This is a genomic window from Nocardioides cavernae, from assembly GCF_013410035.1.
In the GTDB taxonomy this organism is placed as follows: domain Bacteria; phylum Actinomycetota; class Actinomycetes; order Propionibacteriales; family Nocardioidaceae; genus Nocardioides; species Nocardioides cavernae_A.
The window spans coordinates 619,763-638,875 of record NZ_JACCBW010000002.1 but is presented as its reverse complement, the minus strand read 5'-3'; the positions used below and the strand labels follow the sequence as shown (position 1 = coordinate 638,875).

Below are 19,113 nucleotides of genomic sequence, written 5' to 3'. Positions count from 1 at the left end.
TTGCGCATGTCGCAACCGGATGCTCGGAGCGCAACCAGCCGGACATGCGAAGAATGCGTCGGTGTCATCGGCTCGTCAATAGGCCGTGGTCACACCGTGACCTCCCGGTGACCCGGGACGGCCGCGCCCCGGCCCCGCGGGCTCAGCCGGAGCGGAGGAACTCGAGGTGGCGCTCGTACTGGTCCAGACAGTCGTGGATGACCTGGTCGGCCGTGTAGCCCATGACGTCGTGGTCCTGACCGCCCTCGGCGAGGTGGACCTCGAGGCGGGCGTACTGGTCGCGATTGCCGATCATCCGCCCGCCGTAGGTCGGGACCGGAGAGCGGCGCACGACGACGCGGTAGACGAAGGGCTCGTCGCCGACCTCGGTGACCAGCTCGACGAAGGGCGCCACCTCGGCGCCGACGGCGCCGCCGCGCCTCACCCCGGCCGGCACCCCCATCGACGTCAGCTCGCCCGCGACCTCGCTCAGGGCGGGCTCGATGGTCGAGGCGAGGTAGGCGGCGGCCGACTCGTCGTCGACGAAGTTGGTCGCCCTCGCCAGCCGGGCCTTCCACGCCTTGCGGTTGTCCGCGCCCGAGCCCGTGCGCGCCGACAGGAGCGGGGCGATGCCGCGTACGCCCGCGTCGGCCTTGCGGCCCTCGTCGCGCAGCGAGCGGAACAGGCCCCACATCACGAGCACGAGCACGAAGGCGAACGGCAGCCCCATGATGATCGTGGCGTACTGCAGCGTGGCGATGCCGCCGACGGCCAGCATGGCGACGGTGAGCAGCCCGGTGGCGCTGGCCCAGGAGATGCGCAGCCACGCGGCGCAGTCCTGCTGCACGTCCTGCAGCTCCGAGCACAGGTTGCCCATGACGAGCGCGGCGGAGTCCGCCGAGGTGATGTAGAACAGCAGCCCGACGAGGAACGCGACGAAGATGACCACGTCGGCGAGCGGGTAGTCCTGGAGCAGCTCGTAGAAGCCCACGCCGGTGAAGTCGACCGCGCGGTCCGCGAACCCGCTGTCGTCGCCGTTGCGGACCTTGTCGATCGCCGCGTTGCCGAAGATCGAGATCCACATGACGATGTAGCTGAACGGGATGACCATCGTGCCCAGCACGAACTGGCGGATGGTGCGCCCGCGGGAGATGCGCGCCAGGAACTGGCCGACGAACGACGCCCACGCCACCCACCAGGCCCAGAAGAACAGCGTCCAGAGCTGCATCCAGTCCTGGGTGTCGGTGAAGGCGAAGGTCTCCAGGGTCTTCGCCGGGAACGAGCGGGCGAAGTCGCCCACGTTCATCACGACGGCGTTGAGCAGGAACGCGGTCTTCCCGGTCACCAGCACCCAGCCGGCCAGGCCGAGGGCGAGCAGGACGTTGAGCTGGGAGAGGAACCGGATCCCCCGGTCGACGCCCGAGGTCGCCGACACGGCCGCCACGGTCACCGCGACGATCGCCAGCGCCGCCTGCGTCGCGGTCCCGACCGGGACGCCGAAGATGACGTTGAGCCCCACGTTGAGGAACACCACGCCGATGCCCAGGCTGGTGGCGACGCCGAAGATCGTGCCGAGCACGGCGGCGGTGTCGACGGCGTGCCCGAGCGCCCCCTCGACGCGCCTGCCGAAGACGGGGTGCAGGGCCGAGCGGACGGCGAGCGGGAGTCCCTTGCGGTAGGAGAAGTAGGCGAGCGCGAGACCCATCAGGGCGTACATCGCCCACCCGGTCACCCCGTAGTGGAAGAGCGTCCACACGGTGGCGTCACGGGCCGCCTCGACCGTGCCGGGCTCGCCGACCGGGGGCGCGGTGTAGTGCGACACCGGCTCGATGACCGAGTAGAACATCACGTCGGTGCCGATGCCGGCGGCGAAGAGCATGCTCGCCCAGGCGAAGGTGGAGAACTCCGGACGTGCGTGGTCGGGACCGAGCCGGATGCTGCCGAAGCGGGAGCAGCCGAGGAAGACCACGAAGCCCACGATCACCGTCGCCAGCGCGACGTAGAACCAGCCGAACCCCGTCCCGATGCGGGTGACCAGGTCGCCGATGACCGACTCGGCGCTGGTGGGGGCGACGATCGCCCAGAGGGTCACGACGCAGACGCCGACGAACGAGGTGACGAAGACCGGCCACCTGACCTTCGGTCCGGGCGTCCCCGACGTCAGCGGGTCGGGCGGGGCGGGCGCGTCGGTCTGGGCGGTCACGGTGGCCTCCGGTCTGCGGGGTCTGGGCAGGGCTCGGGCGGGTCGTCTCAGCTGGCGTTGCGCGGGTCTCCGGGTGGGTGGAGCGGCGAGTCGTCACGGTGCCGGTAGTAGGGCACGTCGGCGGGCTCGAGGGGGGTGTTGCCGAGGATCAGGTCGGCGGCCTTCTCCGCGACCATCATCACCGGGGCGTAGATGTTGCCGTTGGTGACGTAGGGGAAGACGCTCGCGTCCACGACGCGCAGTCCCTCCGTGCCGTGGACCACCAGCGAGCGCGGGTCGGTCACCGCCATGTCGTCGGTGCCCATCTTGGCGGTGCACGACGGGTGCAAGGCGGTCTCGGCGTCCTCGCGCACCCAGTCCAGGATCTCCTCGTCGCTCTCGACGGAGGGTCCCGGCGAGAGCTCGCCGCCGTTGAACGGCGCGAACGCCGGCTGGTTGAGGATGCTGCGGGCGACCCGGACCGCCTCGACCCACTCGCGACGGTCGTTGGGCGTGGAGAGGTAGTTGAAGAGCATCTTCGGCTTCTGGCGCGGGTCGCTCGACGCGATCCGCACCCAGCCGCGGGTGTCGGCGTACATCGGGCCGATGTGCACCTGGTAGCCGTGGGCGTACTTGTCCTGCCCGGCCGGTGCGGATCCGTCGTAGCGGATCGCGATGGGCAGGAAGTGGAACATCAGGTTGGGCCAGTCCACGTCCTCGTTGGACCGGCAGAACCCGCCGCCCTCGAAGTGGTTGGACGCCGCGGTCCCGGTGCGCTTCAGCAGCCACTCGAGACCGACCAGCGGGCGGTTGCGCCACTTGAGGCCCTCGACGATCGACACCGGCTGCAGCGAGGCGTACTGGATGTAGACCTCGAGGTGGTCCTGGAGGTTCTCCCCCACGCCGGGCAGGTCGTGCACCATCTCGATGCCCAGCGGCTCGAGGTGCTCGGGGTTGCCGATGCCGGAGAGCTGCAGCAGCTGCGGCGAGTTGATCGCGCCCCCGCACAGCACGACCTCGCCGGCCGCGGCGTACTCGTGTCTGCGGCCGGCCCGGAGGTAGTCCACGCCGACGGCGCGCCTGCCCTCGAACCGGACCCTGGTCGCGTGCGCGAAGGTCTCGACCGTCAGGTTCTTGCGGCCCATGACCGGGTGGAGGTACGCCCGCGCGGCGGACATCCGCACGCCCTTGACGATGTTGCGGTCGAAGCGGCCGAACCCCTCCTGACGGTAGCCGTTGACGTCGTCGGTCAGGGGGTAGCCGGCCTGCGTCGCGGCCTCGAAGAACGCGCTGAAGAGTGGGTTGGTCGCCGGGCTGCGCTCGAGCTTCAGCGGGCCGGAGCCGCCGCGCCACGCGTCGGCGCCGACCATGCCGTCGGGGAGGATCAGCGACTCCATGCGCTTGAAGTAGGGCAGGCAGTGCCGGTAGTCCCAGGTCTCCATGCCGGGGTCGGCGGCCCACCGCTCGTAGTCCATCGGGTTGCCCCGCTGGAAGATCATGCCGTTGATCGACGACGACCCGCCGAGCACCTTGCCGCGGGCGTGGTAGACCCGGCGGCCACCCATGGCGGGCTCCGGCTCGGTCTCGTACCTCCAGTCGTAGAGCGGGTTGCCGATGGGGAACGGCAGCGCTGCGGGCGCGTGGATGAGCGGGTCGAAGCGGTCGGTGCGACCGGCCTCGAGCACGAGCACCGTCGTCGACGGGTCGGCCGAGAGCCGGTTGGCGAGCGCGGACCCCGCCGAGCCGCCGCCGACGATGACGTAGTCGTAGGAGCGGCGGCCCATCAGCCCTGCCCCCCGAACCAGCGCTGCGGCTCCGGGGCGATGTTGTGCCACACGTGCTTGGTCTCGCGGTACTCCTCCAGCCCGGCCCGGCCCAGCTCCCGCCCGATGCCGGACTGCTTGTAGCCGCCCCACTCGGCCTGCGCGACGTAGGGGTGGTAGTCGTTGATCCACACGGTGCCCATCCGCAGGCGGGCCGCGACGCGCTGGCCCCGGCCGGCGTCCTGGGTCCACACGGCACCGGCGAGGCCGTAGATGCTGTCGTTGGCGATGCGGACGGCCTCGTCCTCGTCGCGGAAGGTCTCGACCGTCAGCACCGGGCCGAAGGACTCGTCCTGGGTGACGCTCATGTCGCTGGTGCAGCCGTCGAGCACGGTCGGCAGGTAGTAGAAGCCGTCGGCCAGGGCGGGGTCGTCGGGACGAGCGCCGCCGCAGCGCAGGACGGCTCCCTCGGCAATGCCGGCGGCGACGTAGGCCTCGACCTTGTCGCGGTGGGCGGCGCTGGTGAGCGGCCCGGACTCCGCCGACTCGTCGAACGGCCCCCCGAGCCTGATCTCCTTCGCGCGCGCCACCAGGTCGTCGACGAAGCGGTCGTGGATCGACTCCTCGACGACCAGCCGGGCGCCGGCGGAGCAGACCTGGCCCGAGTGCAGGAAGACGGCGGTGAGGGCGAAGTCGAGCGCCGTGTCGTAGTCGGCGTCGGCGAACACGATGTTGGGGTTCTTGCCGCCGAGCTCGAGGGCGACCTTCTTGACGGTGCCGCTCGCCGCGGCCATCAGCTGCTTGCCGACCGCCAGGCTCCCGGTGAACGAGACGAGGTCGACGCGGGGGTCCTCCGCGAGCGGGGCGCCGGCCGCCGGCCCCTCGCCGAGGACGAGGTTGGCGACGCCGGCGGGCAGGCCCGCCTCCTCGAGCAGCCGGACCAGGTGGATCGCGGTGTGCGGGGTGAGCTCGCTCGGCTTGAGGACGAAGGTGTTGCCGGCCGCCAGGCAGGGGGCGACCTTCCACGCGGTCTGCAGGAGCGGGTAGTTCCAGGGGGCGATGAGGCCGCACACGCCGACCGGCTCGTGGACGACCCGGCTGACCACGGCCGGGTTGCCGGTGTCGACCACGCGACCGCCGTCGTCGTCGGCGACGTGGCCGAAGTGGCGGAACACCGAGACGACGTCGTCGACGTCGTACTCGCCCTCGACGAGCCGCTTGCCGGTGTCGAGGGACTCCGCGCGCGCCACGTCGGCCTTGTCGCGCTCGAGCAGGTCGGCGACCCGCAGCAGCAGGTCGCCGCGCGCCCGGTTGGACCAGCCGGGCCACTCGCCGTCGTGGAACGCGCGGTGCGCGGCCGCGATCGCGCGGGACGTGTCCTCGGCGTCGGCCTCGTCGACCTCCGCGACGAGCGTGCCGTCGGCCGGGCAGCGGATCTCGCGACGGCCACCGGCGCGCGCGGACTCCCAGCTGCCGTCGATGTACAGGTCGGGCACGGGGGCCTCCCTCTCCTCGGGTCGAACGATGCTGGGCGAGCGGCGCGGGCGTCAAGGCACGCGCCAGGTCTAGCGGTGCCCCCAGCCCAGGCGGTGGGACACCTCGGCGGCCGCCTCGACCGTCTGGGCGACGACCTCGTCGACCCGGTCGTCACCGAGCCGGAACGACGGGCCGGAGACGCTCATCGAGGCCACCACGTCACCGTGGGCGTTGCGCACCGGTGCCGCCACGGCCGTCAGGCCGACCTCGAGCTCGTCGACCGCGACGGCGTAGCCCTGGTCCCGCACCCGGTCGAGCTCGTCGCGCAGCTGCGACAGCGTGGTGATGGTGCGTGAGGTGTACGTCGGCAGGGCGCCGAGCGCCGCCTCGAGGTCGTCGTCGTCGAGGCCGCTCAGCAGCACCTTGCCGTTGCTGGTCGCGTGCAGCGGGATGTGCTGGCCGACCCAGTTGTGCGACTGCAGCGCGGAGGAGCCGGCCACCTGGTCGAGGTAGAGCGCCGACCCGTCGGACAGCACCGCGATGTTGACGGTCTCCCCGGTGTCGGCGGCCAGCTGCCGCGAGATCGGGCGCGCCTCCTGCACGAGGTCGAGCCGCGCGGTGGTGGCGCCAGCCAGGCGCAGGATGCCGACGCCGAGGCGGTAGCGCCCGCGGTCGCCGGTCTGCTCGACCAGCCGGTGGGATTCCAGCGTCGCCATCAACCGGAAGGCCGTGCTCTTGTGCACGCCGAGCTCGCCGGAGATCTCGGTGACCCCGGCCTCGCCGGTGCGCGCGAGGACCTCGAGAATGCTCAGCGCACGGTCGACGGACTGGACACCAGCGCCGCCGGCACCGGCCTCGGCTGCGTTGCGCATGGCGCGACACTAGCGCACAGGCTGTTGCGTATCGCAAACTCTGTTTCGTCAAGCGCAACACTTGCGCGCATCTATGAGGGAGCCTCTGTGGGTGACTACGTCCTGATCCTCTCCTGCCCGGACCGCCCGGGCATCGTGCACGCCGTGACGGGCTACCTCGTCGAGCACGGCGGCAACATCGTGGAGAGCCAGCAGTTCGGCGACCGGCTGACCGACCGGTTCTTCATGCGGATCGGTTTCACGACCGACCGGGCCACCGACGCACCGACGCTGCGGACGGCCTTCGAGCCGGTCGCCCGGCTGTTCGGCATGGAGTACGAGCTGTGGGCGGCCGCTGCGCCGTACCGCACCCTCATCATGGTCTCCAGGCACCTCCACTGCCTCAACGACCTGCTGTTCCGGGCGAGCACCGGCGCCCTGCAGGTGGAGATCCCGGTCGTGGTGTCCAACCACCGCGACGCCGAGCCGCTGGTGCGCTCCTACGGCATCGACTTCCTCCACGTCCCCGTGACCCCCGACACCAAGGCCGACGCGGAGAAGAGGCTGATGGAGGTCGTCGACGAGACCGGGGCCGACCTCGTCGTGCTGGCGCGCTACATGCAGGTCCTGTCCGACGACCTGTGCCGTCAGCTGTCGGGGCGCGCGATCAACATCCATCACTCGTTCCTGCCGAGCTTCAAGGGCGCGCGGCCCTACCACCAGGCCTTCGACCGCGGGGTCAAGCTGGTCGGCGCGACCGCCCACTACGTCACCGCCGACCTCGACGAGGGGCCGATCATCGAGCAGGACGTGCTGCGCGTGGACCACTCCTACGACCAGGAGCAGCTCGTCGCCGCCGGCCGCGACGTCGAGGCCCAGGTGCTGTCCCGTGCCGTGCGCTGGCACTCGCAGTCGCGCGTGCTGCTCAACGGGGACCGCACCGTCGTCTTCCGGTAGCCGCCACACCCACCCACCCCATCCACCGCGGAGGTCCAGCAGTGCTGTCCGACATCGAGATCGCCAACGCGGCCACGCTGCGTCCCATCCGTGAGGTCGCCGAGCAGACCCTGGGCATCCCGGAGGAGAGCCTGGTCCCCTACGGCCACTACAAGGCCAAGGTCGACCTGGGCTACCTCGCCTCGCTCGCCGACCGGCCGACGGGGCGGCTCGTGCTGGTGACCGCGCTGTCACCCACCCCGCCCGGGGAGGGCAAGACGACCACCACCGTCGGGCTCACCGACGCGCTGCACGGGCTGGGCCACCGCACGATCGCGTGCCTGCGGGAGCCGTCGATGGGGCCGGTGTTCGGCATGAAGGGCGGTGCCGCGGGCGGCGGCTGGAGCCAGGTCGTCCCGATGACCGACATCAACCTCCACTTCACCGGCGACTTCGCGGCGATCGCCGCGGCCAACAACCTGCTCGCCGCGCTCATCGACAACCACATCCACCACGGCAACGCCCTCGGCATCGACGTCCGCAGCATCACGTGGAAGCGCGTGCTGGACATGAACGACCGCGCCCTGCGACAGGTCAACGTGGCGCTCGGCGGCCACGCCAACGGCTACCCCCGCGAGGACGGCTTCGACATCGTCGTGGCCTCGGAGCTGATGGCGATCTTCTGCCTCACCGAGTCGTGGGCCGACCTCAAGAAGCGCATCGGGGACATCGTCGTCGGCTACACCCCGGCGATGGTGCCCGTCACCGCCCGCGAGCTCGGCGCCGAGGGGGCCATGTCCGCGCTGCTGCGCGACGCCCTCGCCCCCAACCTCGTGCAGACCCTCGAGGGCGCGCCCGCGTTCGTGCACGGGGGTCCGTTCGCCAACATCGCCCACGGGTGCAGCTCGGTGATGGCGACCCGCGCCGGCCTCCGCCTCGCGGACATCGTGGTCACCGAGGCCGGCTTCGGTGCCGACCTCGGCGCCGAGAAGTTCGTCGACATCAGGTGCCGCAAGTCCGGGATGCGCCCCGACGTCGCGGTCGTCGTTGCGACCGTGCGGGCCCTGAAGTACCACGGCGGCGTCGCGCTGGCCGACCTCGGCACCGAGGACGTCGCCGCCGTCGAGGCGGGCATGTCCAACCTTCGGCGCCACCTGGCCAACATCCGCGACGTCTACGGCATCCCGGCCGTCGTCGCGGTCAACCGGTTCCCCACCGACACCGACGCCGAGGTGGGGAAGGTGGTCGAGCTCGTGGCCGCCGAGGGCGTACGAGCCGTCCCCGCCACCCACTTCGCCGACGGCGGTGCCGGCGCGCAGGACCTCGCCCGGGGCGTGCTCGCGACCCTTGACGAGGAGTCGTCGCTCGAGTTCTCGTTCACCTACCCCGACGAGCACTCGCTCACCGAGAAGGTCGAGGCGATCGCGACGCGGCTCTACGGCGCCGGGCAGGTCACCTGGGACGCGAAGGCCCGCCGCAGGCTGCAGCGCATCGAGTCCGACGGCTACGGCGGGCTGCCCGTCTGCGTCGCGAAGACCCAGTACTCCTTCTCGACCGACCCCGCCTCGCTGGGCGCACCGTCGGGCCACGAGCTCCACGTCCGGGAGGTACGCCTGTCCGCCGGGGCCGGCTTCGTCGTCGTGGTGTGCGGCGACATGATGACCATGCCCGGCCTGCCGAAGGAGCCGTCGGCCGGCCGCATCGACCTGCTCGAGGACGGGACGATCCTCGGACTGAGCTGAGGGCGCCGGCGTCAGTCGCCGAGCTCGGCGCGACGCCGGGTGACGTAGGCCTCGAGCTCCTCGCGGATCGCGTCGTCGATCGGTGGGGCCTCGTACTCCTCGAGCCTCTTCTTGTAGATCTCCCCGGCGCGGGTGGCCGTGTCCTTGGCACCGTTGCGCATCCAGCGCTCGTAGTTGTCGCTGGAGTTGAGGAAGGGCCGGTAGAAGCAGGTGCGGAAGCGCTCCATCGTGTGCATCGCGCCGAGGAAGTGGCCGCCGTGGCCAACCTCCTGGTGGGCGTCGAAGGCGAGCGAGGCCTCGTCGATCTCCATCGGGGTGAACTCGTGCTGGAGCATCTCGACGAGCTGCGCGTCGATGACGAACTTCTCGAAGCCCGCGACCAGGCCACCCTCCAGCCACCCGGCGGAGTGCATCACCCAGTTGGCTCCGGCGAGGAACGTCGGCATGAGGGTCATCAGGGCCTCGTAGCCGGCCTGCGCGTCGGGGACCTGCGAGGAGGTCAGCCCGCCGCCGGTGCGGAAGGGCAGGTTGAAGTGCCGGGCGATCTGGCCGGTGCAGAGCAGGCCGATGCCGGACTCCGGCGTGCCGAAGGTCGGCGAGCCCGACTGCATGTCGATGTTGGTGAGGAACGAGCCGAAGACGACCGGGGCGCCGGGGCGGATCAGCTGGGAGAGCGCGATGCCGGACAGGGCCTCGGTGATCTGCTGGACCAGGGCGGCGGGGATCGTCACGGGCGACATCGCGCCCATCATGATGAACGGTGTGAGGACCACCGGCTGGTTGGCCGAGGTGTACTCGAACTGCGCCTCGAGCATCCGGTCGTCCCAGCGCAGCGGGCTGTTGCAGTTGATCAGCGAGATCAGCGCCGGCGTCTCCTCGATCGCCTCGCGCGAGCCGAAGAGGATCTCGGTCATCGCGATGGTGTCGGCGGCGTTGACGCCGGACACGACGTTGCCCATGTAGACCTTGTCGGTCAGCGTCTGCAGCGCGTAGGTCATGTCGAGGTGCCGGCTGTCGAGCGGCGCGTCGTTGGGCTCGGTGACGACGCCGCCGGCGGAGTCGAGCACGGAGAAGCCCTGCGCGAGGCGGGCGAAGTTGCGGAAGTCGTCCATCGTCCCGTCGCGGCGCACGTCACCCTCGCGGACGAACGGCGGGCCGTAGACCGCGCTGAACGCCATCGCGTCGCCGCCGATGTGCACGTTGTTGTCCGGGTTGCGCGCCTGGAGGTCGAACTCGGCCGGCGCCTTGGCCACCTGCTCGAGCACGAAGTCTGGGTCGAGGAACACCGCGTTGCCCTCGACCTTCTGCCCCGCCTTGCGGAACAGGTCGAGCGCGCGCTCGTCCATGAACTCCACGCCGACCTCTGACATCAGTCGCCGCCAACCCCCGTCCAGGGTGGCCATGGCGTCCTCGGACAGCACCTCGTAGCGCGGCATCGTGTTGCGGAACACGGGTCCTCCCTTGACCTCGGCAGACGACGGCTTCTAGCCTCATGATGTGGAACTACCGTTCCACATCATGGAACCCCTTGGGAAGGCCCGCGCCGTGACCGAATCCGCCACCGGCACCCGGGCGCTCGACCGCGCCGCGGACCTGGTCGCGACGGTCGTGCACGCCGACGAGCCGCTGACCTTCGCCGACATCCAGGACGCGAGCGGGCTGGCCAAGTCGACGACGTCGCGGATGCTCTCCTCGCTCGAGCGCTCCGGCCTGCTCGAGCGCGACGCCGCGGGCTCCTACGTCGCGGGCCGCCTCTTCTGGCTGTACGCCGCGCGCCACGACCCGTGGGACGACCTGGTCCGCCTCGCCCGGCCGGCGATGGACGCGATCGGCGAGGCCACGGGCGAGACCGTGCACCTCAGCGTGGCCCGCGGCGACCGCGTCGTGCAGGTCGCCCAGGTCGACTCGACCTACCTCCTCGGCACGCGCGACTGGACCGACGTCGAGGTGCCGGCGCACGTGTCGGCGCTCGGCAAGGTCCTCCACGCCTGGCACGTGCTCCACGTGGCCGACGGCCCGCTCGAGCGGCTCACCCCCGCCACGCTGGCCGACGCCGCCGCGCTGCGACGCGAGAGCGCCCGCACCCGCGAGCGTGGCTGGGCCGTGACGACCGACGAGCTCGAGATCGGGCTGTCCGGCGTCGCCGTGCCCGTGCACGGACCGCGCGGCGACGTCGTCGCCGCCCTCGGGGTCAGTGGCCCCACACCGCGCCTGGAGGAGCGGGTCGACGAGCTCGGCCGCAGCCTCCTGGACCATGCCGCCGCGCTGTCAGCCCTGCTGCGCGGTCCCGCTCCCCACCTCTCCCGAGCCCAGGAGGTCGTCGCATGACACCCGAGGAGATCCTGCAAGCCCTCTACGACGAGACGCTGACGGGCAATGCTCCCCGCGTCCTGGAGCTGACCAACGAGGGCCTCGACCTCGACATGGAGCCCCAGACCCTGCTCTTCGACGCCCTCATCCCCTCCCTCGAGGAGGTCGGCGCACGGTTCGAGCGCGGTGACTTCTTCGTCCCCGAGATGCTCATCGCCGGTCGCGCGATGGCCGGTGCCATGGAGCGGCTGCGCCCGTTGCTCGCCGAGACCGGCGTGGAGACCGTCGGCAAGTTCCTCATGGGCACGGTCAAGGGCGACGTCCACGACATCGGCAAGAACCTCGTCAACATCATGCTGGAGGGCGCCGGCTTCGAGGTCATCGACCTCGGCGTCCAGGTCGCCCCCGAGAAGTTCATCGAGGCGATCGACCTGCACCAGCCCGACATCGTCGGCTTCTCGGCCTTCCTCACCACGACGATGCCGATGTTCAAGGCCAACATGAACGCCCTCGAGAAGGCCGGGATGCGCAACGACGTCATCGTGATGGTCGGCGGGGCCCCCGTCACCCAGGAGTACGCCGACGCGGTCGGCGCCGACGGCTACGCGGCCGACGCCTCCCAGACCGTCAAGCGCGCCAAGGCGCTGCTCGACGCGAAGCGATCGAAGGTCCCCGCATGAGCGCCGAGCCGCTCCAGACCGTGCTGCGGTCGGCGACCCGCGAGGTCGTCATCGGCCACGACCGGCCGTTCTGCCTCATCGGCGAGCGGATCAACCCCACGGGCCGACGCATCTTCCAGGAGCAGCTGCGCGAGGGTGACCTGTCCGCGATCGAGCGCGACGTGAAGGCCCAGGTGGAGGGCGGCGCCGACGTCCTCGACGTCAACATGGGCGTGCCGCTGACCGACGAGCCCGAGCTGCTCGCCAAGGCGATCACCATGGTCCAGGAGCTCACCGACCTGCCGATCTGCATCGACTCCTCGGTCGTCGAGGCGCTCGAGGCCGGGCTGTCGGCCTACCGGGGCCGTGCGCTGGTCAACTCCGTGACCGCCGAGGACGACCGGCTCGAGCTGATCCTCCCGCTGGTGAAGAAGTACGACGCCGCCATCATCGCGCTGCCCAACGACCACGACGAGATCCCGATGGAGGCCGACAAGCGCGTCGAGCTCACCGGCAAGATCGTCCGCGTCGCGACCCAGGAGTACGGCATCGCGCAGGCCGACATCGTCATCGACCCGCTGGCCATGCCGATCGGCGCGGACACCAGCACCTCGTTGGTGACCTTCGAGGTGATGCGCCGCATCCGCGACGACTTCGGCGTCAACATGACCTGCGGCGCCTCCAACGTCAGCTTCGGCATGCCCGACCGCCACACCCTCAACGCCGCCTGGCTGCCGATGGCCATGACCTCCGGCCTGACCAGCGCGATCATGGACGCGCGTACGCCCAAGATCGTCGAGGCGGTCAAGGCCGCCGACGTGTTCCTCGGCCACGACGACTGGGGCATGGCCTGGATCTCGGCCCACCGCGCGAAGCAGGCGGCGGCCGACGCACCATGAGCACCCCTCCCGAGGGACCCGACTTCTCCCTCGCAGACGTCGCCCGTGAGGGGCTGATCGAGCGTCCCGGTGCCGAGCCGGTCCCCCACGACGGCACCGGCCGCGTCGACCTGTCGTTCACCGTGCACGGCAGGGCCGAGGACGGCGCTGAGCTCCCTCCCGCCGAGCGGGGCGTACGCGTCCCGCCGGGCGTCACGGTCTTCGACGCGGCCTCGTGGAACGGCATCGCGATCGACTCGACCTGCGGCGGCCACGGCACCTGCCACAAGTGCAAGGTGCGCATCAGCCCCCAGGCGGACGTGCCCGTCACCCGCCACGACCGGCGTACGTTCACCGACGCGCAGCTCGGCGACGGCTGGCGGCTCGGCTGTCTCGTCAACGCCACCCGCGACCTCGCCGTCGAGGTGCCGCCGCTGACCACGCGACCGAAGGCGGCGACCGTCGGCATCGGCCGGCAGGTGATCCTGCGCCCGGCGCTGCAGAAGCGCTACGTCGAGCTCGCCGAGGCCACGCTGTCCGACCAGCGCACGGACCTGGTGCGGCTCACCGACGCCATCGACGACCTCGAGCTGAAGGCCGACGTCCACGTCCTGCGGCGGCTCTCCTCGGTGCTGCGCCAGTCGGACTTCAAGGTGACCGCCGTCATCGTCGACGAGGACCTCATCGACGTCGAGCCCGGCGACACCACGGGCGCGCGCTACGCCATCGCCTTCGACCTCGGCACCACCACGGTCGTCGGGACCCTGCTCGACGTCGGCACCGGGACCCCGGTGGCCGTCACCTCCATGCTCAACGCCCAGCAGCCGTTCGGCGGTGACGTCATCACGCGGATCAGCGCGACGATGATGGACGACCAGGCTCTCGGCCGGCTGCAGCAGGCCGCCGCCGCCACGCTCGCACAGCTCGCCGCGCAGGTGTGCCGGGAGGGCGGCGTCGACCCCCAGCACGTCTACGAGGTCGCCGTCGCCGGCAACGCCACGATGACCGCGCTGGCGCTCGGCATCGACCCGGAGCCGCTGGGCGTGGCCCCCTTCGTCATGTCGGCCGCGCAGCCGCCGTCCGTCCTCGCCTCCGAGATCGGGCTGAGCCTCCACCCGCGGGCGCGCGCCTTCTTCTTCCCCGCGCTCGGCGCCTACGTCGGCGGAGACATCGTCGCCGGCATGCTCGCGACCGGCATGGACCGCGACAAGCGGACCCGGCTCTTCATCGACGTCGGCACCAACTGCGAGATCGTGCTGAGCGACGGCGAGAAGATCCTGTCCACCGCAGCGCCGGCAGGTCCCGCGTTCGAGGGCGGCGCCATCCGCTGCGGCATGCGCGCCGCCGACGGCGCCATCGAGGTGATCAAGGTCGACGCCACCGCCTCCGGCGACGCACCCGCGGTGACGCTCGGCGTGATCGGCGACGTCGAGCCCAAGGGCCTGTGCGGCTCCGGTCTGGTCGATGCCGTCGCCGAGCTCGTCCGCGTCGGGATGCTCGACGCGACCGGGCGCCTGGTCACCGAGGAGGCGGCCAAGGAGGTCGCGCCGGCGCTCGCCGACCGGCTCGCGATGGTCGGCGAGGAGCGGGTCTTCGTGCTCCACCGGCCCACGCCGGACGCGGAGCCCGCCGAGTGCGTCTACCTCTCCCAGCGCGACGTGCGTGAGCTCCAGTTCGCCAAGGCCGCGATCTCCACCGGCTGGTCCCTGCTGCTCGAGGAGCTCGGCCTCGAGCACCGCGACGTGCAGCAGGTGCTGCTCGCGGGGTCCTTCGGCAGCTACCTCTCCCCCGCCTCCGCCGTACGCATCGGCCTGGTCCCGAAGCTGCCGGTGCTGCGCATCGTCGCGGCGGGCAACGTCGCCGGCGAGGGCGCGAAGATGGCGCTGCTCTCCGTGCGCGAGCGCGCCGGGGCGCTCGCGCTGCTGGAGGAGGTGACCTATGTCGAGCTCTCCGACCGACCCGACTTCAACGAGGCCTTCGTCGACCAGCTCTCCTTCAAGGCATGAGGGACGCGTCGCCCTGATCGCGTGCGGCGCGATCGCCCAGCCCTCGGCCGCGGTCGTCGCGCGCCGGGCCTGGCCCGTCGACGTGCACCCGCTGCCGCCGCTGCTGCACAACCACCCCGACCGGATCGCGGGCGAGGTCCGCGCCCTCGCCGGCCGGCTCGCGGAGTCGTACGACCGGGTCGTGGTCGGCTACGCCGACTGCGGCACCTACGGCGCGCTCGACGACGTGTGCCGCGACCTGGGCGTCGAGCGGCTGCCGGGGCTGCACTGCTACGACGTGTACGCCGGCCCGTCGCGCCTCGAGACGTTCTTCGACGAGCAGCCGGGGACCTACCTCCTCACCGACTTCCTCGTGCGGTCGTTCGCCCGCACCGTGGTGCAGGAGATGGGGCTCGACCGCTACCCGGAGCTGCGCGACACCTACTTCGGCAACTACACCCGGGTCGTCTGGCTCGCGCAGGAGCCCGACGACGAGCTGCGCGTCCTGGCCGAGGAGGCCGCGGCCACCATCGGCCTCCCGCTGACGGTCGTCGGGACCGGCGACCACGGCCTCGAGCGCGCGCTCGCCGACCTCGTCCGGGTATCGAGGGACCCGGACCGAGCTCGGGGTATCTAGGGACGACATGGCCGTCCGGGACGCCGTACGACCCCCGTTTCGTCCCTAGATACCCCGCAGGCGGGCGAGCATGTCGGTGCGCCAGGCCTCGGTCTCGCCGATCTGGTTGAACGTGAAGACGTGCAGCCCCTCGACGAGGGCGCCGGGCTCCCCCAGCGCGGGCGCGCACTTCTCGAGGAAGCTCTCGCCGGTGAAGCCGCCCGGCGCCGCGAGGCGCGCGAAGAGGCCCTTGTTCTTGGCGAGGAACTTCGTCGACTCGCCGACCCCGATCTTGGTGGCCATGCCGAGCAGCTTCGTACGCTCGACCGGGCCGGGCATGCCGAGCAGCAACGGCATCTGGACCCCGCGCGCCCTCAGCCGGCGCACCCAGTCGCGGACCACGGCCGGGTCGAAGGTCAGGTTGCTGACGATGTGGGTGGCGTAGCGCCGCTTGTCCCACATCGACTGCACGGTGAGGTCGTCGTGGATCGTCGGGTGCGACTCGGGGTAGCCGGTGATGCCGACGTGGGCGAACGGCGAGCCCAGCTCCTTGAGGTCCTCGAGGAGCGCGAGGGCGTCGGGGTAGTCACCGGCGGCCTCCGCGTCGCCGCCGGGCACGAAGACGCTGGTGACGCCCTTGCCGCGCAGCCGCTGCGTGATCTCCTCGAGCTCGGCCCGGCCGGTGACCATGCGGGCTGCGAGGTGGGGCACGACGTCGTAGCCGTGCCCGGCGAGGCGCTCGGCGAGGTCGAGCGTGGCGTCGAGGCCCTTGGTCGGCGACGCTGTCACGGTGATCGTGACGTCACGTGGCACGTGGGCCAGGACCTTGTCCTCGGTGCTCGCCGTGGGCAGCACCTCGTAGCGGGCGTTCTCCAGCAGACGCGCGAGCGTGGCGGAGGTCTGTTTGTTGCGCATGGGGCAACTCATTTCGTGATGCGCATCAGGTGGGCACGACTCTAGTGCCTTCGCCACCGCGCGAACAGACCTCCGCGACGCTTCGTCAGGCCGCGATGCGCGACCGCTGCACCAGCCGCCACCCCACGACGTACGACGGGGCGTAGCAGGCGACGGCCAGCGCGACGCCGAGCAGTCCGCCGACCACCCCGAACGCGACCATCGGCAGCAGCGAGAGGGGCACCAGCCACCACGCGATCACGCCCGCCCGGGCCAGCCCGGCGTAGAGCAGCGGGAAGCCGAGGAGGCCGAAGACCTTGGCCGACAGCAGCCAGATCGCCACCGACGGCGCCCCGGTGACCTCCTCGAAGACCGAGACCGCGGTCCCGGCGCTCAGCTGGTGGTCGAGGGCCGGCAGGACCCAGTCGCTGTAGAGCAGCCCGGTGAACTGGATGGACCCGAAGGCCGCCGCCAGCCCGCCGACGACGGTGAGCGCGCGACCCCGCCGCCCGCGGACCAGGCCGATGGCCGCGATAGCCCCGAATGCGGCGAGCACCCAGGAGTAGTGGAAGAGGTTCGCCGAGAGTCCCGTGAGGAACGGGTCCTCACCAAGGGACTCGATGTAGGCGCCGGCGCTCGCGTCGTCCTGCGGCGGGCTCGTGGCGGCGCCGGCGACGAAGAGGACCGACGAGGCCGCGAGGGCCACGCCGCCCAGGCCGGCGAGGAGGCCGGGTGCGGAGCCACGGTCCGCTGCCGGGGAGTCGGTCGCGGCGTGGGTGGTGGTGACCGGAGTGGTCGAGGTCGTCATGGTGGTTCCTTCGATGTGGTGGTGTGGTGCTGACGACTCGAAGTCAACGACGGGTCGGCCCCGCGGCGGATCGGCTCCGCGGTCCGATGCCCCGGGCCGGCGGGACGTCCGTCGGGCCCGGACGGTCCTCCGCCGGGAGGACGCTCGGGTCGTCCGCGGGGACGACCCCGCCGGGGTCGGGACGTCCCTACAGTGACGCCATGGACAGCACCGCCTCCCGCACCGCGTCCGCCCACGCGATCGTGGGCGTCGTGGTCGCGCTGGCCGCGCTGTTCGAGGCGGGCTACGGCGGACGGGGCGCCGCGTTGACCCCGGTCGCCGTCGCCGGCGCGCTCGTCACCGGCCTCGCCGTCGCCGCGTCCCGCTGGTACCCGCTCGGCGCGGTGCTCCTCCTCAGCGCGACCATGGTCGGCGCCCAGGCGCTCAGCACGACCGGGCTCCCCCGCGTCGGCGGGGCCCAGCTCATCGCGTACGTCCTCCTGGTCGGCAACGCCGCCTACCGCCTCCCGCGCCTCGCGGGGCTGCTGGCGTACGCCGTGGCCGCCACCGTCCCGCCCCTGGTCATCGTGGTGGAGGGCGAGTCGGTCTGGGAGTTCGTCTTCTTCGCCCTCATCCTCGCCCCGGCGTGGGCGGTCGGCTTCCTGCTCCACCGCGAGCACGCGCGCTCCGCCGAGCTGCGGGCGCTGGCCGCCGAGCTCCGCGCCGAGCGTGAGAAGCAGGCGGAGGTCGCCGTCGCGGAGGAGCGCACCCGGATCTCGCGCGAGCTGCACGACGCGGTGGCGCACACCGTCAGCGTGATGACGTTGCAGGTCGGTGTCGTACGCCGACGCCAGGTCGCCGGCTCGGTCGAGGAGGAGACGCTCCTGCGGGCCGAGGGGCTGGGCCGTCAGGCCGTCGACGAGCTGCGCCGCATCGTCGGCATCGTGCGCCGGGGCGAGTCGGCCGCGCTTGCTCCGCTCCCCTCGCTCGAGCTGCTGCCCGCGCTCGTCGAGGAGGTACGCCGCGCCGGCGCCACCGTGACCCTCGAGGTCACCGGGGACGCCGACGGCGTGCCTCGCGCGGTCGGGATGTCGGCCTACCGGATCGCGCAGGAGGGGCTGACCAACGCGCTCCGGCACGCCTCCGGCGCCCCCGTGCAGGTCCGCGTCCGGGTCGGCGACCAGGAGGTCGAGGTCACGGTGGAGAACGCGGCCGGCGGCACCCGGTCGGACTCGGGGGCCGGCGTCGGCGGGCACGGGCTCGCGGGCCTGCGCGAGCGGGTCGCCGTCCTCGGCGGCGCCCTCGACGCGGGGGCCGTGCCCGGCGGCGGGCACCGCCTGGTCGCCACGCTCCCGACCGGGCCCGTGGTGGCACCGTGACCGGCGAGGTGCTGCGGGTCGTCGTCGCGGACGACGAGGCCATGGTCCGCGCGGGACTCAGGCTCCTCATCGACGGGGAGGCCGACCTCGAGGTGGTCGGCGAGGCGGTCGACGGCGAGGACGCCGTCCGGGTCGCACGCGACCAGCGCCCCGATGTCGTCCTGATGGACGTGCGGATGCCCCGGCTCAACGGGCTCGACGCGGCCCGCGAGGTCCTCGCGCAGGTCCCGGGGACGCGGGTGGTCATCCTGACGACCTTCGACGAGGACACCGTCGTGGACGAGGCGCTGCGCCGCGGGGTCGCGGGGTTCCTGCTCAAGAGCTCGCCGCCGGAGGAGATGCTCGACGCCGTGCGGCGGGCGTCCGCGGGCCAGGGCGTGATCGACCCGAGCGTCGTGCCCGGCGTCATCGCCCGCATCGGACGGTCGCCGTCCCGGACACCGGCGCCCGCGCTCGACATGCTCACGCCCCGCGAGACCGACGTGCTGCGACTGGTGGGCCTCGGACTGTCCAACGCCGAGATCGCGGCCGAGCTCTACCTCGGCGAGACCACGGTCAAGACGCACCTGGGCCGGGTGCTCGACAAGCTGGGGCTGCGCGACCGGCCCCGCGCGATCGCGTACGCCCACCGGTCCGGGTTGCTCGACGACGAGCCCCGGGCATGACGAAGGGCGGC

General features: G+C 71.9%; 16 protein-coding genes. 9 read left to right on the top strand and 7 right to left on the bottom strand.

Annotation, left to right across the window (positions count from 1 at the left end; all coding sequences use genetic code 11):
• Positions 1 to 142 precede the first annotated feature (142 nt).
• The 4 genes from betT to F4692_RS10590 form a co-directional block, all read right to left on the bottom strand.
• Positions 143 to 2,182, bottom strand: coding sequence for a choline BCCT transporter BetT (gene betT / locus F4692_RS10605; RefSeq protein ID WP_179619615.1), 2,040 nt, complete (start codon positions 2,180 to 2,182; stop codon positions 143 to 145).
• Between the two features lie 47 nt (positions 2,183 to 2,229).
• The gene (betA, locus tag F4692_RS10600) at positions 2,230 to 3,945 is read right to left on the bottom strand and encodes a choline dehydrogenase (RefSeq protein WP_179619614.1); all 1,716 of its coding nucleotides are present in this window, start codon (positions 3,943 to 3,945) and stop codon (positions 2,230 to 2,232) included.
• The gene (locus F4692_RS10595) at positions 3,945 to 5,420 is read right to left on the bottom strand and encodes an aldehyde dehydrogenase family protein (RefSeq protein ID WP_179619613.1); all 1,476 of its coding nucleotides are present in this window, start codon (positions 5,418 to 5,420) and stop codon (positions 3,945 to 3,947) included. The genes betA and F4692_RS10595 overlap by 1 nt, the downstream gene beginning before the upstream one ends.
• 69 nt (positions 5,421 to 5,489) lie before the next feature.
• On the bottom strand, positions 5,490 to 6,272 hold the full coding sequence (locus F4692_RS10590; protein WP_179619612.1) for an IclR family transcriptional regulator: 783 nt from the start codon (positions 6,270 to 6,272) through the stop codon (positions 5,490 to 5,492).
• Between the two features lie 87 nt (positions 6,273 to 6,359).
• On the opposite strand from F4692_RS10590, the gene purU reads away from it, so the two are divergent.
• Positions 6,360 to 7,208 carry a formyltetrahydrofolate deformylase gene (gene purU / locus F4692_RS10585; protein WP_308645256.1) on the top strand — a complete coding sequence of 283 codons (849 nt, stop codon included), beginning with the start codon at positions 6,360 to 6,362 and terminating at the stop codon, positions 7,206 to 7,208.
• A gap of 41 nt (positions 7,209 to 7,249) precedes the next feature.
• Positions 7,250 to 8,929: a formate--tetrahydrofolate ligase gene (locus tag F4692_RS10580; protein WP_179619611.1), complete on the top strand. Its 1,680-nt coding sequence runs from the start codon at positions 7,250 to 7,252 to the stop codon at positions 8,927 to 8,929.
• Positions 8,930 to 8,940: 11 nt separating this feature from the next.
• On the opposite strand, the gene F4692_RS10575 is transcribed toward F4692_RS10580, so the two are convergent.
• Positions 8,941 to 10,380 (bottom strand): trimethylamine methyltransferase family protein, encoded by a 1,440-nt coding sequence (locus F4692_RS10575; protein WP_179619610.1) that lies wholly within the window; start codon positions 10,378 to 10,380, stop codon positions 8,941 to 8,943.
• 94 nt (positions 10,381 to 10,474) lie between these two features.
• Between F4692_RS10575 and F4692_RS10570 the strand changes: the two genes are divergently transcribed.
• The 5 genes from F4692_RS10570 to F4692_RS10550 all read left to right on the top strand — a co-directional run bounded on the left by F4692_RS10570 (position 10,475) and on the right by F4692_RS10550 (position 15,398).
• Positions 10,475 to 11,257 carry an IclR family transcriptional regulator gene (locus tag F4692_RS10570; RefSeq protein ID WP_179619609.1) on the top strand — a complete coding sequence of 261 codons (783 nt, stop codon included), beginning with the start codon at positions 10,475 to 10,477 and terminating at the stop codon, positions 11,255 to 11,257.
• Positions 11,254 to 11,919, top strand: a complete 666-nt coding sequence (locus F4692_RS10565; protein ID WP_179619608.1) for a corrinoid protein — start codon at positions 11,254 to 11,256, stop codon at positions 11,917 to 11,919. The genes F4692_RS10570 and F4692_RS10565 overlap by 4 nt, the downstream gene beginning before the upstream one ends.
• Positions 11,916 to 12,797, top strand: a complete 882-nt coding sequence (locus F4692_RS10560; protein WP_179619607.1) for a dihydropteroate synthase — start codon at positions 11,916 to 11,918, stop codon at positions 12,795 to 12,797. Before F4692_RS10565 ends, F4692_RS10560 begins: the two co-directional genes overlap by 4 nt.
• Positions 12,794 to 14,782 (top strand): ASKHA domain-containing protein, encoded by a 1,989-nt coding sequence (locus F4692_RS10555; RefSeq protein WP_179619606.1) that lies wholly within the window; start codon positions 12,794 to 12,796, stop codon positions 14,780 to 14,782. The genes F4692_RS10560 and F4692_RS10555 overlap by 4 nt, the downstream gene beginning before the upstream one ends.
• 82 nt (positions 14,783 to 14,864) lie before the next feature.
• Complete coding sequence (locus tag F4692_RS10550) at positions 14,865 to 15,398, top strand: DUF1638 domain-containing protein (RefSeq protein WP_218858391.1); 534 nt, start codon at positions 14,865 to 14,867, stop codon at positions 15,396 to 15,398.
• Positions 15,399 to 15,443: 45 nt separating this feature from the next.
• Here the strand turns inward: F4692_RS10550 and F4692_RS10545 are convergent, their stop codons facing one another.
• Positions 15,444 to 16,292 carry a methylenetetrahydrofolate reductase gene (locus F4692_RS10545; RefSeq protein WP_179619604.1) on the bottom strand — a complete coding sequence of 283 codons (849 nt, stop codon included), beginning with the start codon at positions 16,290 to 16,292 and terminating at the stop codon, positions 15,444 to 15,446.
• Positions 16,293 to 16,377: 85 nt separating this feature from the next.
• Entirely contained in the window at positions 16,378 to 17,079 is a 702-nt protein-coding gene (locus F4692_RS10540) for a hypothetical protein (protein ID WP_179619603.1), read from the bottom strand.
• 200 nt (positions 17,080 to 17,279) lie between these two features.
• On the opposite strand from F4692_RS10540, the gene F4692_RS10535 reads away from it, so the two are divergent.
• Positions 17,280 to 18,437, top strand: coding sequence for a sensor histidine kinase (locus tag F4692_RS10535; RefSeq protein WP_179619602.1), 1,158 nt, complete (start codon positions 17,280 to 17,282; stop codon positions 18,435 to 18,437).
• A complete protein-coding gene (locus F4692_RS10530) occupies positions 18,434 to 19,102 on the top strand; it encodes a response regulator transcription factor (protein WP_308645255.1) in 669 nt (222 codons plus the stop codon). Before F4692_RS10535 ends, F4692_RS10530 begins: the two co-directional genes overlap by 4 nt.
• The last annotated feature ends 11 nt before the right edge of the window (positions 19,103 to 19,113 follow it).